Raw genomic sequence first — 14,606 nt, forward strand, 5'->3', positions numbered from 1 at the left:
ATGATGCGACGAGCGGCATGACCCTGATCGTCATCGCCCGCTACGACGACCTGCCCGCCGCGCGGATGGCCGAGAGCTTTCTGCGCGATGCGGGACTGGAGCCCAGCCTGGCGGATGGGGTGCTGACCTCTATCGATCCCCTGTTGATGCGGGCGCTCGGCGGCGTGCGGCTGAGCGTTCCCTCGCGAGACGAAGCCGAGGCGCGCGATCTGCTAGCCCGGGCAGAGGCCGGCGAGTTCGCCACGCCCTTGCCCCCCGAGGACGCCTTCGACAACGACGGCCCGGCCGTGCCGCGCCCCCTGGCGGTGGCCATGGCCGTGACCATGCCCGAGGGGGCCTATGGCGTCAGTCGCCGCCCCGTCTCGAAGAACTGGGTGCGGACGACGGGAGTGGTTCTAGTGCTGATTATGCTGGCGACGCTGGCAGGGCTCGTGATCTTCGGCCTGGCGGCCCGATTCTCAGCCCTGTTCGGGTGACGAAGACGGCAGATCCCGAGAGCGAAACAGCCGCCCGCCCTCGGCCCACAGCACGATGCCGATGGCGATCGCGCCGCACACGGTGAAGCCGAGCGCCATGGGTGTGACCGAGCCATCGAAATGCTGGCCGATGTAGAAGCCGGTCAGGGCGCCGATCACCGAGGACACCGTGCCCTGGACCGACGAGGCGGTGCCCGCGATATGGCCCAGCGGCTCCATCGCCATGGCTCCGAAATTCCCCGCGACGAAGCCGAAGCAGAACATCACCAGGGTCTGCATGACGGTGAAGGTGACGATGTTCTCGAACCCCGTCAGCGTCAGGATCAGGTGGATCGCCGACAACACAGTGAAGCCGATCAGGGCGGTGTGCGACAGCAGGCGGGTGCCCAGCCGCTCGACCAGCTTGGCGTTGATCAGACTGGCCGCCGCGATGCCCGAGGCGATGACAGCGAAGATGATGGGAAACAGCGCCTCCTGCCGGAACACGTCGGCGAAGATCTGCTGGCTGGAATTGATGAAGCCGAACAGACAGCCCATCAGCATGGTCGATCCCAGCATGTAGCCGACCGCCACCCGCGTGGTCAGGGTCTGGCGATAGGCGGCCATCAGCCGTCCAAACCGGATCGGCAGCCGATCCTCAGGCTTCAGCGTCTCGGGCAGACGGACCATCGCCCAGATCAGCACCGCCGCGCCCCAAACGCCCAGCACCGCGAAAATCGCCCGCCACGGCCCGAAGGCGACGATGGCGGCGCCCAGGGACGGCGCGATGACCGGCACGCCCAGAAACACCAGGAAGGCCAGGCTCATGACCTGGGCCATGCGCCGGCCGCCATAGCAGTCGCGCACGATGGCCACCGCCAGCACCCGGGTCGAGGCCGCGCCCACGCCTTGAAGCACCCGCGCGATCAAGAGCGTCTCGAAGGAGGTCGCCATGGCGGCGAGAAAGCTGAACAGCACATAGAGACCGACGCCGACGAACAGCAGCGGTCGCCGTCCGAAGCGATCGGCCAAGGGGCCGTAGAATAGCTGGGCGCCGCCGAAGCCGAGCAGATAGGCGGTGACCACCCACTGGCGGCTGTTGTCCTGAACCACGCCCAGCGCATCCCCGATGGCCGGGAGCGCGGGAAGCATGGAATCGATCGCCAGCGCATTCAGCGCCATCAGCATGGCCACGAGGGCCACCAGTTCCTTGAAGCCGAGCACGCGATCGGCGGGCGGCGGGGTCGTGCTCACGGCTGTCATCCGATGCATAAGGGGGTTCGCATCTGCGAAAGGAAGGCCCAGGCGCGCGGAATTGTCGCGGAGACGCGACTTGGGCGCGAACATCTCGGCTCGAATTCAGGGGAGGACGATGGTGGGTGATGTAGGGTTCGAACCTACGACCCGCTGATTAAGAGTCAGCTGCTCTACCAACTGAGCTAATCACCCGATCCATCGGCGCTTCGGGCGGCGGGCCGTCCGAAGGGCGCTCCACATACTGACTTGCGCCCGGTTGCGCAAGCGATTGGCGAAGATGGCTGACTTTTCCGGACGGCGGCCTATGGTCGCGGTCGGATCGGGAGGGGCGGATGGCGAGGCGAGACTTGTCGGGTGCGGTCGATTTCGGGGTGCTGGAACGGATGACCGCCGGCGACGGCGAGGTTGGTGAGGAAGTGCTGGGCCTGTTCGTGGAGCAGTCCCGGATGTGGGCGGCCCTGCTCGATCCCGACGGCGAGGGATGGCGCGACGCCGCTCACACCCTGCGCGGCGCGGCGGCCGGCATCGGCGCCGCCGCCTTGGCCGAGGCGGGCGCGGCAGCCGAGGCGGCCGAACCGCCGGCGCATCACTCGGCGCTGGAGCGGGTTCGGCTGGAACTGGATCGCGCCCTGGCGGACGTTGCCGCCTACCGCCACGAACTCATGTTGCGCGGTCTGCGAGGCTAGGCCCCGCCGAACCGCTCCGCCCACTCCGCCACCTGGGCGTCCTCGATCTTGGCGAACAACACGCTCGGCGCCGACACTGTCTGACCCTTCGGCAGGGCGTCCAGCGATACGGCCCCGGCCTCGGGCCAGCTCAGGTCCTCCGCCCCTACGGTCGCGGCGATCCGCGCCGCCGTCTCGGGCATGACGGGGGCGGCCAGCCGGGCGAACAGGGCGACCAGGTTCAGGCCGGTGCGCACGCCCACGGCCGCCGCCTCGCGGTCGGTCTTCAGCGCGGTCCAGGGCGCCGCCTCCTGCAGATACTCATTGCCCCGCACCCAGACGGCGCGCAGGGCCTGGCAGGCCTTTCGGAACTCCATGGCCTCGAACTGGGCCTTGGCCTCGGCGATCCCGGCCCGGATATCTGCCTGAAGCGCCGCCTCCAGCGGCCCCGGCTCTCCGCCCTCCGGCACGACGCCGTCGAACTTGGATTCGGTGAACTTGACGATCCGGTTGACGAAATTGCCCAGCACATCGGCCAGATCCTTGTTGGTCGTCGACTGGAACTGCTCCCAGGTGAAGGCGGCGTCGGAATGCTCCGGCCCATAGGCCGTCAGGTGCCAGCGCCACACATCGGCCGGCGCGACCTCCAGCGCCTGATCCATGAACACGCCGCGCTTCTGGCTGGTCGAGAACTTGCCGCCGTACCAGTTCAGCCAGTTGAAGGCCTTCAGCTGGTCCACCGTCTTCCACGGCTCGCCCGAGCCGATGATCGTAGCGGGGAAGCTGACGGTGTGAAAGGCGACATTGTCCTTGCCCATGAACTGGACATAGCGGACCTGATCCGCGCCCTCGTCCGTCCGCCACCAGTCGCGCCAGGATGCGCCGGTCGCTTCCGCCCACTCCTCGGTGGCGGCGATGTATTCGATCGGCGCGTCGAACCAGACGTAGAAGACCTTGCCCTCCAGCCCCGGGCGCGGCCCGCCGTCGGGCCCCACCACCGGCACGCCCCACTTCAGGTCGCGCGTGATGCCCCGGTCGATCAGCCCCTCGTCCAGATGTTTGTTGGCGATGGCCTTGGCCAGCGGCTGCCAGTCGGCCTTTGAGTCCACCCACGCGCGGATGTCGTCGGCCAGCTTGGTCTGGAGCAGATACAGGTGCCGCGTGTCCCGCACCTCCAGGTTCCGCGACCCCGACACCGCAGAATAGGGCTCGATCAGATCGGTGGGGTCCAGCAGCCGCCCGCAGCTGTCGCACTGATCGCCCCGCGCGCCGACGTGACCACAGTGCGGGCAGGTCCCTTCGACATAGCGGTCGGGCAGGAAGCGGCCGTCGTCGACCGAATAGATCATCCGGTCGACCCGCTCCTCGATGAAGCCGTTGTCCTCAAGCACACGCGCGAAATGCTGGGTCAGCCGCCGGTTTTGCGGCGACGACGACCGCCCGAACCAGTCATAGCTGAGGTTGAAGTCGGCCCCGGCGCGGCGCTGCACCTCGTGCTGCTCGTCGCAGTAGGTCTTGACGTCCTGGCCCGCCGCCGCGGCGGCCAGCTCGGCCGGGGTGCCGTGCTCGTCGGTGGCGCAGATGTAGAGGACGTCGTGGCCCTGCGCTCGCTTGAACCGCGCCCAGACATCGGCCGGCAGCATCGACCCCGCCAGATTGCCCAGGTGCTTGACGCCGTTGATATAGGGCAGGGCCGAGGTGATCAGGATGCGGGACATGGAAACGCTTCAGCTTCGGGAAGCGGTCGATATAGGCGGAATGGCCGCCGCGACCTAGCCCGCCGCCATGTTCTGCGGCGACTGCTTCTCCTTCAGGGTGACCAGCTCCTCGGCCGCCGTCGGATGCACCGCGCAGGTGGCGTCGAACTGGGCCTTGGTCAGGCCGGCCTTCACCGCGATCGCCGCCAGCTGGATCATCTCCGGAGCCTCGGGCCCGACGATATGGACGCCCACCACCCGCTGGGTGTCGGCATCCACCACCAGCTTCATCAGCATCCGCTCGTCCGAGCCGGTAAAGGCGTATTTCATCGGCCGGAACCGGGTCAGATAGACGTCCACCCCCTTTGCACAGCTGTGGCGCGCCTCGGCTTCGGTCAGGCCGACCACCCCCACCGGCGGCTGGCTGAACACCGCCGTCGCCACCGCCTCGTAGTCGAAGTGCTGCGGGGTATCGCGATAGACCGTCTCGTGGAACGCCACCGCCTCGCGGATCGCCACCGGCGTCAGGTTCATACGGTCGGTGACGTCGCCGATGGCCCAGATGTTGTCGACGCTGGTGCGCGAGAACTCGTCGACGCAGACCGCGCCATTGTCGTCCAGCCGCACGCCCGCCGTCTCCAGCCCGAGACCCTTCACATGGGGAACCCGGCCTGTGGCGAACATCACCACGTCGGTCTCGATCTGGTGGCCGTTCTCCAGCTTGTTCAGAATCCCCGTCGCCGTCTTCTCCAGGCTCTCGTGCTGGCAGCCCAGAATGACCTTGATGCCGCGCTTTTCGATCTCGCCCGCCAGATGCGCCCGCACGTCGTCGTCAAAGCCGCGCAGAATGTTCGGCCCGCGATAGATCAGGGTCGTCTCCACCCCCAGCCCCGCGAAGATCCCCGCGAACTCCACCGCGATATAGCCGCCGCCCGCGATCAGGATCCGCTTGGGCAACTCCGGCAGGTGGAAGGCTTCTTCGGACGTAATCGCATGCTCAATCCCTGGCAGGTCTTCGGGAACCCACGGCCGGCCGCCGGTGGCGATCAGGATTCGCTCCGCCGTCACCGTCTTCTTGCCGACGATCTCCACCGTATGCGCGTCCTTCAGCACCGCGCGGCCGTGGAAAAGCTCGACCCCCGCCTTGCCCAGGTTCGCGGCGTACAGCCCCGACAGCCGGGCGATCTCCACGTCCTTGGCCTCCAGAAAGGTCTTCCAGTCAAAGGTCGCCTGAACGTCCCAGCCATAGCCGCGCGCGATCTCGAACTGGTGCGTGAAGTCACTGGCCATCACCATGAACTTCTTGGGCACGCAGCCCCGGATCACGCAGGTGCCGCCCACCCGGTGCTCCTCGGCGATGGCGACCCGCTTGCCGCCCAGCGCCGTCAGCCGCGACGCCCGCACCCCGCCAGAGCCCGCGCCGATGACGAAGAGGTCGTAGTCGTACTGGCTCACGCGGGCGGTCCTTCCTGAAGCGAGGGCCTCAGTTAGGCGGCTCGCCCCGTCGGGGCAACGTCAGCCGCCGCTGGGCAGGAAGGGCGAGAAGGTGATGACGGTGAAAGTGTCGCGGATGTGGGGCCGCGTCTGGACCACCTTGGTGACGAAGGTTCCGATGTCGGCGTCCTTGGACAGATTGAACTTGGCCAGCAGGTCGTACTGGCCCGAGGTGGAATAGACTTCCGAGACGTTCTCGACATTGTCCACGATGTCGGCGGCCACGTCGTTGGCGTGGCCCAGCTCGCATTTGATGAAGACGAAGATGGCGGTCATCATGGCGGCGGCTCCCGGCGTGGCGTCGGCCGTGCTTAGCCGATGCCGACGGGACGGGTAAGGGCGCGCATGGATCTCGAGGCCGAATACAACAACCGCGCCCGCGTGCCCGGCCATCCGGCGGTGATCGCCCGCTGGAGGCGTGACGCCGAAGCGGCGCGCGGCGCCCATCCGCCACGCCCCCGTCCCTATGGCGCGTCCGAGCGCGGGGTGATCGACCTGTTCGACGTCGGGCCGGACCGGCCCTGGGTCGTGTTCCTGCATGGCGGCTACTGGCAGGCGCTGGGTCGCGAGGATTTCAGCTGGGTGGCGCCGCCGCTGATGGCGCACGGACTGAACGTGGCGATCCCGAGTTACGATCTCGCGCCGGACTGTCCGCTGGACGCCATCCTGCGCGGGATCGGCGCCATGGCTGCGGCGCTACGGGCGGAGACGGGCCAGACGCCGGTCGTCGTCGGGCATTCCGCCGGAGGACATATGGCGGCCTGGCTGGTGGCCGACATGCAGGCGCGGTCGGCGCTGGCGATCTCGGGCGTGTTCGAGCTGGAGCCGCTGGTCTCGACATCACTGAATGCTGCGCTGTGCCTGGACCGGGAGACCGCGCGCGACCTGTCGGCTTCGGCGCGAACGCCGCCGGCCGGCGCGGTCCTCGACTGCTGGGTCGGGGCCGAGGAAAGCCGCGAATTCCTGCGCCAGAGCCGCGACATGGCCGACCGATGGGCGGGACTCGGAGCGACGACGCGATTCGAGTCCATGGCGGGCGCGGACCATTTCAGCGTGCTCGATCCGCTGGGCGACGCCGACAGCCCCCTGTTGCGCCGCTTAGTGGAGATGGCGGGCGCCTGAACCCGCGGGCTAGATGACGACCGCGCCTTGCTGCGCTAGGAACCTCGTATGCCCCATCACGACCGCGCCAGCATCCTGACCGCCCTGGAGAGCCAGGGGGTCGTTCCGGTCTTCTATCACGCCGACCCCGAGGTCTGCCTGAACGTGATCCGGGCGGCGGCGAAGGGCGGGGCCAGGGCGATCGAATTCACCAACCGTGGCGACTTCGCCTGCGACCTGTTCGGTGAGGTGGCGCGCGAGCTGTCGCGCACGGACCCGGACATCATCCTGGGCATCGGCTCTGTGGTCGAGGCGGGCACGGCGTCGCTCTATCTGAACCGGGCGGCCCGATTCGTAGTCAGCCCGTGCCTCGTTCCCGAGGTGGCCAAGGTCTGCAACCGGCGCCTTGTCCCCTATTTCCCCGGCTGCGGCTCGGTCAGCGAGATCGGCCAGGCGCACGAGCTGGGATGCGACCTGGTCAAGCTGTTCCCGGGCGCGTCGGTCGGCGGGCCCGACTTCGTCAAGGCGGTGATGGGGCCGATGCCCTGGGCCAAGATCATGCCGACCGGCGGAGTCGATCCGGACGCGGCCTCGATCGCCAGATGGTTTGGGGCCGGCATCGTGGCGGCAGGCATGGGCTCGAAACTGATTACCGACAAGGCGGTCAAGGCCGGCGACTGGGCAGGGATCGAGGCGTCGGTGCGTCAGGCGGTCGAGGCGGTGGCGGCATTCCGCAAGGGCTAGATCCAGGCTCCAAGGCGATCGCCTCCGGACCCTGTGTCCGACAGCCAGCCCACCGGGCGAGAAGCCGAGACCGTGTTGGGGGTCGAGATCTCGGCTTCCCGCGCCTGAACCTCGCGGCTCAGACCGGCGTCGGGCGCGGCGTCGGTGGTCGCGCGACCCGCAGGGGACTGGAGGGGATCCGTGTCCATGTCGCGAGAGTGCTCCCCGGCGATTAACGGCGCGGCAACGGACACGCTTAACGCGCATCATCCCTCGTTGCGGTCGACAGGCGTTCGCCGTCGGGCGATAGGGCGGAGATGGGGACCGATGCGTCGATCACATCGCTGCTTGCCGAAGCCGAGCGCCGGGCCAACAGCGATGCCGGTGCGGCTATCGCGACGTTGGAGGCGGTGCTGGCGCGCGAGCCTGCCCATGCGGTGGCCGCAATCCGATTGGGGCGGCTGAAGCTGGCGGCAGGAGAAGCGGATGCGGCGGCATCCCTGGCCGACCGGGCGTTGGAGGCCGAGCCGGGCAACCGGTGGGCGCTGATCCTCAAGGGTCAGGCGGCCGAGGCTGCCGATCGACCGGACGACGCGCACGAAGCGTGGTCTCGACTGGCCGCTGTGTCCGGCGCGCCGGCGATCGGGGCTTTCAAGCCGACAGCCGGCGAGACGGCCTATCGCACCGGCGTCGCGCGGGCGCGACGACGACACGAGACTCCGGAAAACCCGGCCGCTCTGATCGCGGATGAGGAGCCGGAGTCGCTTTTGGCGCGGATCGACGCCCTGATCCGGATCGCCGACGTGCCGAACCTGGAAAGGCTGTGGCGGGCCCTGCCCACGGGACCGGTCCGCGACTATCTGGATTTTCGCCTCTGGTTCCGGATGCAGGCCTATGCTGAGCCGCTTGCTCTTGCGGAGACGTTGATCGCGGCTCCCGAACTCGCCACCCGGCGCGGCGAAATTCAGGGGCTGGCGGCGCGCGCCGCCCTTATGCTGGAAGACGCCCACGCGATCGCGCGCTGGGTGCCGGCGACCGATCCCCCTCCCCCGGCCAATCCCCAGCGGCTGCTCAACGCAGTGTGGCGCAGCGACCCAGAGCGCGGTCTGCGACTGGCGCGGCGCATCGCCTATTCGCCCGCCGAGTCCAGCAATGCCGAGGGGCTGCACGTCTTTCTCCCCCTGCTCCGAGACGACCCTGACAAGGCCAAGGCCCATCTGGAAACGCACCTGACGCGTCACGCCGCGCTGAAGACCCGGCCGACGATCGAGCTGACCATGGCGGCGGCCTCGGTCGCCTGGACCCAGGGGCGATGGCGCGACTATGCCCGCGCCTTCGCCGCCTATTTCGACGGGTTCGGGCTGGAAAATCCGGTGGCCGACGACGGCCGGCCGCTACGCTTCGACCGCTTGGCCGTGCATGGCCTGGAGCGACGACGCGAGGGGCCGCTGGTCAGCGTCATCATCACGGTGTTCAACGCCGAACCGACGCTGTCCTATGCGCTGACATCGCTGCTGGATCAGACCCACGCAAATCTTGAAGTTCTGGCCGTCGACGACCTGTCGACCGACGGCACCCTGGCGATGCTCAGGGCGGCCGCCGAGCGCGACCCGCGCATCACCGTCATCGCCAACGACCGCAACCTTGGCACCTATGTCTCTAAGACTCGCGCGCTGGAGCGGGCGACCGGAGACTACTGGGTCTGTCACGACGGCGACGACTGGGCCCACCCGCGTCGGATCGAACGCCATGTGGCGGTGATGGAGGCCGACCCGACGCTGGTGGCCACGCGGTCGAACTGGCTGCGGATCGATGCCGAGGGCATGCCGTTCATCCGCCGCACCTCGGGCGGCTGGACCCACATCAACCCGGGCTCACCCTTCTACCGCCGACGTGAGGTGCTGGATGGGGTTGGCGTCTATGACCGGGTGCGGATCGACGGCGACCTGGATCACTGGCGTCGGGCGCTGGATCACTTCGGGCCGGAGCGTTTGGCGCAGCTGAGGCAACCGCTGACCCTGGGACTGCTGCACGCCGGCTCGCTGACTCGGTCCGGCTCCGGCGCTCAGAACGACGAGCACTATTCGCCGCCGCGTTCGGCCTATCGTTACGCCGGATTGCAGTGGCGGCGCGCTCAGGTCGATCGTGGCGATCTGAAGCTGACCGGCGAGCCCGGACCGCGACCGTTCCCGGCGCCGGATGGCATGGCGGTCGACTGATTCACCCGTCTCCCGGCAAAAGCCGGGGCCTAGAAGGGCCTGCTCGAACTTTTAATGAGGGGTCGGCGCTCGCGGCCCTGGGCCCCGGCCTTCGCCGGGGACGCGGAGATCAGGACTTCGGATCGCGGTCGCCGCGGCCGTCGTAGAAGATGTGGGCGCCGATGCGGGCGACTTCCTGGAAGGCCCGCGCCCAGCGCGGCGCGACATAGTCCGTGTGATAGTGGGTGGCCACGGTGTCGGCTCGCGCCTTGCCGGACAACGCCTCTTCGGCCAGGCGTTGGGCGCGGTTCCATGATGCCTGGTCCACAACGCCACGGTTTATCGAGCCGTCGCAGGTGAAGCTGAACTGGCAGGTGCGGGCCCCGGGCTTGTGCTCATAGACCACGCCGCAGACGCTCTGGGGATAGGTCGGGTCCGACAGGCGGTTGAGGATCACCTGAGCGACGGCGCGCTGGCCGGCCTCGGATTCGGAGCGCGCCTCATAATAGATGGCCTCGGTCATGCAGCGCAGGTCGTCGCCGCCGACGAAACCGGCCGGAGCGCCGGCGACCGTTCGCAGAGCCGTGTCGGGGCCGCGCGATGCGTCGGGCTTGGCGGCCTTCGGCTGGGGGCGGCGCGCCGGCTCCGGCGGCGGGGGCGGCTTCAGGCGGCCGTCCGCCAGCCGCTGCGCCCGCTCGGCGCTGTAGCCCTGAAGCTTGGCCTCCAGGGCCTCGGCGCGGGAAACCTTGGGCGCCTCGACGGGTTTGATCGGCTCGGGCTGGGCGACCGGCATCGGGGCGGCGGCCACCGGCTCCGCCGTCGGAGCGGCCACGGCCTCGCCCCGCCCCATGACGCCGGACGCGCCAATGGCGGCGCCGACGAGGCCGGCGACGGCGATGGTGGTTCCGATGACGATCCTGCGGCCCATGGCGCGCGGCTTCCCTCGTTGAGACCCGCTGGGCCTCACGCTCCCCAAAACCGCCTTAGGCCGGATAGCCGAAGGCGGCAAGCGGGGCCGCAAGCCGCTGAGAGACAAGCTCGGCCAGCTGTGGCGAGAGGGCCTCGCGCCAGCGGCCAACGGTTTCGGGCACCGACGCCGCCGTCAGATGGCGCCCCGGCTTTTTCGCCGTCGCCGCCGCGACCGCCGCTTCGATGACCTCGTCCGAAGCATCCAGCCCCAGCCATGCGAAAACCCGCCGCGCCTCCCGCCCCGGGTCTGCGATCAAATCCTCGTAGCGAACGACGGCTCCGTCAGGCGTGGCGCGGTGAAGGTCCAGCAGCCGGGCGTAGAGGCCGGCGTAGCGCTCCACCACCGCCTCATCGGTGTCGCCTTCCCGCTCCACGAAGCCGCGATAGCCGCGCTTCTCGTCGAAGGCGCGGGCGGAGCTGAGCACGTCGCGTGGGTCGCGCACCAGAAAGAGCGCCTTCAGCCCCGGCGCCTGGGCGCGGGCGGCGGCGAGGTCGAGGCGGGGCGGATACTTCTCGGTGGCGTAGAGCGGCGACCCCTTGCCCTGGTTCGCGGCCATGCGGCGGTAGAGGTCGCGCACCGCCTCCGCACCCGGTCCGCGCCCCGTGTCGATCGCAGTCCTGTCCGCCTCGGTGAAGGGCGCGAGGTCGCGATAATGACGGGCGCCGTTGATCAGACCTTCGTCACCTGGATGCAGAGCCAGGGCGTAGGCCCGCAGCTCCAGCGGATAAGCCATGTGGGCCACGACATCGGGATGAGCCGCGAACAGCTTCATGGCGACCGTGGTGCCCGAACGCCCCAGGGCGACCTGGAAGAAGGGATCTGGCGCGGTGCTCATGACCCGTGCGGCTAGACCATTTGTCGCCCGAAAGCCAAGGCATTAGGGTCCGGTCGAGTTTCCGGGGCCCCGACTTTGCCAATGCCTTTCGCCCGCCGCCGGTCGCGCGCCGGCTTTTCGCTGATCGAGGCGCTGGTGGTCCTGGCCATCGGGGGCATGGCGATGATGCTCGTCTTCGGCATCGGCGCGCGCGCCACCGAGACGGGCTTCCGGCTTGGCCGCACGGCGCTGGCCGCGGCCGACGACGCCGTGTCCACCGAAAGCTACCGCGCCCTGATCGAGGGTCTGGTGCTCGCGCCCGGCAACGCCGTGCCCGCGACCTACCGTCTGGAGCCGGTCTATGTGGCCGAGACCTTCGTGACCGGCGACGCGGTCCTGTCGCGAGGAACGGCCTGCGCGCCGGCCGGGCCGGTGCGGGGGCTGAGGCTGGAGATTCAACCGGTCGAAGGCGGCGGGTCGCAACTGGCGTGTTCGCGCGCGGGGTCGGACGACGCGGTGATTTTGCTGACGTCGGACGAGGCCATGACTTTCTCCGTCTCATTCGATGCCCAGACCTGGCTGACGGGCTGGACCAACGACATCGAACTCCCGGTCGCGACCGGCGAGGACGTCCTGGTCATGACCGAGCAGAAGCTGTGGGTGCGCCTGACGGACGAGACGGGCGAGGTGGATGTTTTGGGCATGGCCAGTTCGGGCCGCCCCGCCAACTACTACGTCCGCGAACAGTTCAACCTGTCATGACGCGCCGATCCGCCCGCCGACGCCACGGGTTCGTCATGCCGGCGGTGTTGACCGTCGTGGCGGTGGTGACCCTGGTGTTTCTGGTCGTCATCCTGTCGCTGGACAGCCTGACCGAGGAGGCCCGCGCGGCCCGCGAGGACATCCGGTTCCGCGAGGCCGCCCTGACCGCCGAAGCCGAGGTCGCGTGGCTGATGTCGACCGAGCCTCTGTCGGAACAGGCTATCGCCATCGGGCGCCGCCGCGCGAGCCTGGACGAAACCTACGGGACCGGGGTGGGAGAGCTGGGCTTGGCGACCGCCGAGCTGCGTCTGGATGGTCGGCCCTATCTTCTTCCCGATGGCCCGATCCCGGGCACGGCCCTGACGGTTGAGGTCCAGGACGGCGGCGGTCTGGCCAACCTGAACACCCTCGACCCGATCCAGGCGCGGCGCTTGTTCGAAGTCCTGGGCCTGTCGCAGAGCGAGGCCGCGCGGTTCGCCGATCGTCTGACCGACTACCTCGATGTCGATGATTTCCGTCAGCCCTCCGGCGCCGAAATCGACGATTATGCGCGGGAGGGAGCCGGGCGGCCGCAAAACGGGGGCCTTTCACGCGTGGAGGAAATTTCCGGCCTGCTCGGCTTTCACGAGGCCGTTGAGCGGGGCCGGTTCCGCGCCCTGCGCGACCACCTGACCGCCGATCCGACCACCTTCGCCTTCAACATCAACACCATGACCCCAGAGGCCATGGTCATTCTGTTCGGGGCCGCGCCCGAGCAGGCCGTGGCCGCCGCCGAACGACGCGCCGCCGGCCCGTTCACCACCTTCGCGGAGTTCGCCGCCGTCGCCGGCGTGCCCGACACCTCGTCCTATGAAGTCTCGACCACCTTCCCGACCGGCCGCGTGGCGCTCAAGGCGCTGGACCGGCGGCGGGGGATCGCCTACCGCTCGCGGATCACCGTCTCGCCGTCCGACCGGGAAAAGCCGGTGTGGGTCGAGGACCGCAGCTTCACGCCCATGACCGCCGCCGAGCGGCGAACCGAGCCTGCCGATGCTGAACCGTTTCCTGTCGCCGCGCCTTGAGCGCCTGAGCGCCGACGGTGGCCTGACCACGGTCGCCGAGGGCTCGACGCCCCTGCTGCCGCCTGTGGCGCTGATCGATCGCCGTCTATGCGTGTTCGAACGCTTCGCCTCGCCCGCCACCGGCCGCGCGGCGCGTCAGGCGGCTCGGGTGTATGGCCGATCGAACGCGCCGTTCGATCGGTCCGGCTTCGTCATGATCCCCTGCCCTGGAGGCTTTGGCCTGTGGTGGTGGGACGCCGATCAGGTGGACGGCCTGCTGGGCGCGCGCTTCAGCCGGGGCCTGCCCGCCACCGTGCCCGAAACGCTGAGCCAGCCCGCCGGATCCGGATGGCGTCAGGTGCGGCTCGAGAGTGGCTATGAGGCGCAGCGCTGGGACGCCGGCCGACTGGTCGCCTCCGCCTGGCGTCCAGCCGCGTTCGACGACGCGGCCTGGTCGAACTTCACCCGCACGGCGGTCGACCCGGGCGAGGACGCCCCGGAGCACGCTCCGGCGGCGCAAAGCCTCCCCGCCGTCGCGACACCCGAACTGCTGGCCATCGGCGCGCGGTCGGCCGGTCCGGACAGCTGGGTCCGGCCGGCCGTGGCGTTTGCGATCGCGCTGTCGCTGGGGATGGGCGCCTTCTTCGCCGGGCAGGCCTGGCGGCTGGACACCCTGACCGATCGGGCCGAGGCCGAGACCGCGGTGCTGTCCGCCAGCCAGGACGCGGGGCAGGTGGCGCGGCTGCGCAGCCAACTGGCGCGACTGGACAGTTTCTCCAGCCTGCTGGATCGGCCCGATCCCAGCGCCAGCCTCGCCATCGCCATCGGGGTGCTCCAGCTCTATGGCGTTCCGCCGCAGAGTTTCAGCGCCGACGCCACGCGCGTGCGGCTGGAGCTGCCCTACTCGGCCCTGTCGATCGCTCCGGAGCTGGCCGGCCAGTTCGCGGCCTCCGGAGGGTTCACCGATGTCCAGGTCTCGACCGGAGCCAATCGCTCGGCGGTGATCTTCGAGATGACTCCACCCCCGCCCGACGCGCCGGTGTCGATCCCCTCAGGTCCGGCGTCGTCGCTGGTCGCCGCCGCCGAAACGACCCCCCTGACAGGCTCCTCTGGCTCCGTCGGGCAGTCGGCGTCGGACTCCTCCAGCCTGTCGATCTTCGAGCAGCAGCGCATGATGCGGGAAATGGCCCAGACCGACGGCCAGAGAGCGCGCGCAACGGCCGGAACCGCAGCGTCGCCGGCGCAGGCCCAGCCCCGCCCAACGGCCCAGAGACCGGCCGCTCAGCCGGCGCGCCCTCGCCCGGCGCCGGCCCAGCCGACGGTAGAGGATGGCGACGACGACACCGCGACCGTGACCCGGCAGCCTGGGGGAGACATACCCGCCTCGGTCCTGGAAGCGGCGCGTAAGGCTGGCTACCGCGGCAACTGAC

The 14,606-nt window shown here is 69.3% G+C and carries 15 protein-coding genes and 1 tRNA gene; 8 read left to right on the forward strand and 8 right to left on the reverse strand.

Annotated features, from left to right (window positions below; genetic code table 11):
• Positions 1–17 precede the first annotated feature (17 nt).
• Positions 18–476: a putative signal transducing protein gene (locus tag EES48_RS09090; RefSeq protein WP_122466059.1), complete on the forward strand. Its 459-nt coding sequence runs from the start codon at positions 18–20 to the stop codon at positions 474–476.
• Here the strand turns inward: EES48_RS09090 and EES48_RS09095 are convergent.
• Positions 459–1,718: a multidrug effflux MFS transporter gene (locus EES48_RS09095; RefSeq protein ID WP_122466228.1), complete on the reverse strand. Its 1,260-nt coding sequence runs from the start codon at positions 1,716–1,718 to the stop codon at positions 459–461. The two genes, EES48_RS09090 and EES48_RS09095, sit on opposite strands and share 18 nt — an antisense overlap.
• Before the next feature lie 110 nt (positions 1,719–1,828).
• A tRNA-Lys gene (locus EES48_RS09100) sits at positions 1,829–1,904 on the reverse strand.
• A 140-nt stretch (positions 1,905–2,044) separates the two neighbouring features.
• On the opposite strand from EES48_RS09100, the gene EES48_RS09105 reads away from it, so the two are divergent.
• Entirely contained in the window at positions 2,045–2,398 is a 354-nt protein-coding gene (locus EES48_RS09105) for an Hpt domain-containing protein (protein WP_122466060.1), read from the forward strand.
• On the opposite strand, the gene metG is transcribed toward EES48_RS09105, so the two are convergent.
• From metG to EES48_RS09120, 3 genes are read right to left on the reverse strand one after another with little or no spacing between them, the layout of a single operon-like run.
• Positions 2,395–4,095 carry a methionine--tRNA ligase gene (metG, locus tag EES48_RS09110; RefSeq protein ID WP_122466061.1) on the reverse strand — a complete coding sequence of 567 codons (1,701 nt, stop codon included), beginning with the start codon at positions 4,093–4,095 and terminating at the stop codon, positions 2,395–2,397. The genes EES48_RS09105 and metG overlap by 4 nt on opposite strands.
• 54 nt (positions 4,096–4,149) lie before the next feature.
• Positions 4,150–5,529: a glutathione-disulfide reductase gene (gene gor / locus EES48_RS09115; protein WP_122466062.1), complete on the reverse strand. Its 1,380-nt coding sequence runs from the start codon at positions 5,527–5,529 to the stop codon at positions 4,150–4,152.
• Positions 5,530–5,589: 60 nt separating this feature from the next.
• Positions 5,590–5,847: an Lrp/AsnC ligand binding domain-containing protein gene (locus EES48_RS09120; protein WP_122466063.1), complete on the reverse strand. Its 258-nt coding sequence runs from the start codon at positions 5,845–5,847 to the stop codon at positions 5,590–5,592.
• A 66-nt stretch (positions 5,848–5,913) separates the two neighbouring features.
• Here EES48_RS09120 and EES48_RS09125 point away from each other — a divergent pair, with 66 nt between their 5' ends.
• Together EES48_RS09125 and EES48_RS09130 are read left to right on the forward strand one after the other, a co-directional pair.
• A complete protein-coding gene (locus EES48_RS09125) occupies positions 5,914–6,690 on the forward strand; it encodes an alpha/beta hydrolase (protein WP_240623293.1) in 777 nt (258 codons plus the stop codon).
• A 48-nt stretch (positions 6,691–6,738) separates the two neighbouring features.
• Complete coding sequence (locus EES48_RS09130; RefSeq protein ID WP_122466065.1) at positions 6,739–7,413, forward strand: bifunctional 4-hydroxy-2-oxoglutarate aldolase/2-dehydro-3-deoxy-phosphogluconate aldolase; 675 nt, start codon at positions 6,739–6,741, stop codon at positions 7,411–7,413.
• Here EES48_RS09130 and EES48_RS09135 read toward each other — a convergent pair.
• Complete coding sequence (locus EES48_RS09135) at positions 7,410–7,601, reverse strand: hypothetical protein (protein ID WP_122466066.1); 192 nt, start codon at positions 7,599–7,601, stop codon at positions 7,410–7,412. The two genes, EES48_RS09130 and EES48_RS09135, sit on opposite strands and share 4 nt — an antisense overlap.
• Positions 7,602–7,709: 108 nt before the next feature.
• Between EES48_RS09135 and EES48_RS09140 the strand changes: the two genes are divergently transcribed.
• The gene (locus EES48_RS09140; protein ID WP_122466067.1) at positions 7,710–9,611 is read left to right on the forward strand and encodes a glycosyltransferase family 2 protein; all 1,902 of its coding nucleotides are present in this window, start codon (positions 7,710–7,712) and stop codon (positions 9,609–9,611) included.
• 109 nt (positions 9,612–9,720) lie between these two features.
• Here EES48_RS09140 and EES48_RS09145 read toward each other — a convergent pair whose 3' ends face one another.
• Entirely contained in the window at positions 9,721–10,518 is a 798-nt protein-coding gene (locus tag EES48_RS09145; RefSeq protein WP_122466068.1) for a cell wall hydrolase, read from the reverse strand.
• A 55-nt stretch (positions 10,519–10,573) separates the two neighbouring features.
• Positions 10,574–11,395, reverse strand: a complete 822-nt coding sequence (locus tag EES48_RS09150; RefSeq protein WP_122466069.1) for a sulfotransferase family protein — start codon at positions 11,393–11,395, stop codon at positions 10,574–10,576.
• An 81-nt stretch (positions 11,396–11,476) separates the two neighbouring features.
• On the opposite strand from EES48_RS09150, the gene EES48_RS09155 reads away from it, so the two are divergent.
• The 3 genes from EES48_RS09155 to EES48_RS09165 are packed head-to-tail and all read left to right on the forward strand — an operon-like array spanning position 11,477 to position 14,605.
• Positions 11,477–12,136, forward strand: coding sequence for a type II secretion system protein (locus EES48_RS09155; RefSeq protein ID WP_122466070.1), 660 nt, complete (start codon positions 11,477–11,479; stop codon positions 12,134–12,136).
• Entirely contained in the window at positions 12,133–13,197 is a 1,065-nt protein-coding gene (locus tag EES48_RS09160) for a type II secretion system minor pseudopilin (protein ID WP_122466071.1), read from the forward strand. Before EES48_RS09155 ends, EES48_RS09160 begins: the two co-directional genes overlap by 4 nt.
• A complete protein-coding gene (locus EES48_RS09165) occupies positions 13,166–14,605 on the forward strand; it encodes a hypothetical protein (RefSeq protein WP_122466072.1) in 1,440 nt (479 codons plus the stop codon). Before EES48_RS09160 ends, EES48_RS09165 begins: the two co-directional genes overlap by 32 nt.
• Position 14,606: the final 1 nt, after the last annotated feature.

The organism is Brevundimonas lutea, from assembly GCF_003704105.1.
Classification (GTDB): domain Bacteria; phylum Pseudomonadota; class Alphaproteobacteria; order Caulobacterales; family Caulobacteraceae; genus Brevundimonas; species Brevundimonas lutea.

What these genes read in the sequence shown, in the direction of transcription:
- EES48_RS09135 (WP_122466066.1), bottom strand. Translation starts at nt 7,601, where the DNA reads ATGGACACGGATCCCCTCCAGTCCCCTGCGGGTCGCGCGACCACCGAC.
- EES48_RS09130 (WP_122466065.1), top strand. Translation starts at nt 6,739, where the DNA reads ATGCCCCATCACGACCGCGCCAGCATCCTGACCGCCCTGGAGAGCCAG.
- metG (WP_122466061.1), bottom strand. Translation starts at nt 4,095, where the DNA reads ATGTCCCGCATCCTGATCACCTCGGCCCTGCCCTATATCAACGGCGTC.
- EES48_RS09095 (WP_122466228.1), bottom strand. Translation starts at nt 1,718, where the DNA reads ATGACAGCCGTGAGCACGACCCCGCCGCCCGCCGATCGCGTGCTCGGC.
- EES48_RS09165 (WP_122466072.1), top strand. Translation starts at nt 13,166, where the DNA reads ATGCTGAACCGTTTCCTGTCGCCGCGCCTTGAGCGCCTGAGCGCCGAC.
- EES48_RS09120 (WP_122466063.1), bottom strand. Translation starts at nt 5,847, where the DNA reads ATGATGACCGCCATCTTCGTCTTCATCAAATGCGAGCTGGGCCACGCC.
- EES48_RS09105 (WP_122466060.1), top strand. Translation starts at nt 2,045, where the DNA reads ATGGCGAGGCGAGACTTGTCGGGTGCGGTCGATTTCGGGGTGCTGGAA.
- EES48_RS09160 (WP_122466071.1), top strand. Translation starts at nt 12,133, where the DNA reads ATGACGCGCCGATCCGCCCGCCGACGCCACGGGTTCGTCATGCCGGCG.
- EES48_RS09090 (WP_122466059.1), top strand. Translation starts at nt 18, where the DNA reads ATGACCCTGATCGTCATCGCCCGCTACGACGACCTGCCCGCCGCGCGG.
- EES48_RS09140 (WP_122466067.1), top strand. Translation starts at nt 7,710, where the DNA reads ATGGGGACCGATGCGTCGATCACATCGCTGCTTGCCGAAGCCGAGCGC.
- EES48_RS09125 (WP_240623293.1), top strand. Translation starts at nt 5,914, where the DNA reads ATGGATCTCGAGGCCGAATACAACAACCGCGCCCGCGTGCCCGGCCAT.
- EES48_RS09155 (WP_122466070.1), top strand. Translation starts at nt 11,477, where the DNA reads ATGCCTTTCGCCCGCCGCCGGTCGCGCGCCGGCTTTTCGCTGATCGAG.
- EES48_RS09150 (WP_122466069.1), bottom strand. Translation starts at nt 11,395, where the DNA reads ATGAGCACCGCGCCAGATCCCTTCTTCCAGGTCGCCCTGGGGCGTTCG.
- EES48_RS09145 (WP_122466068.1), bottom strand. Translation starts at nt 10,518, where the DNA reads ATGGGCCGCAGGATCGTCATCGGAACCACCATCGCCGTCGCCGGCCTC.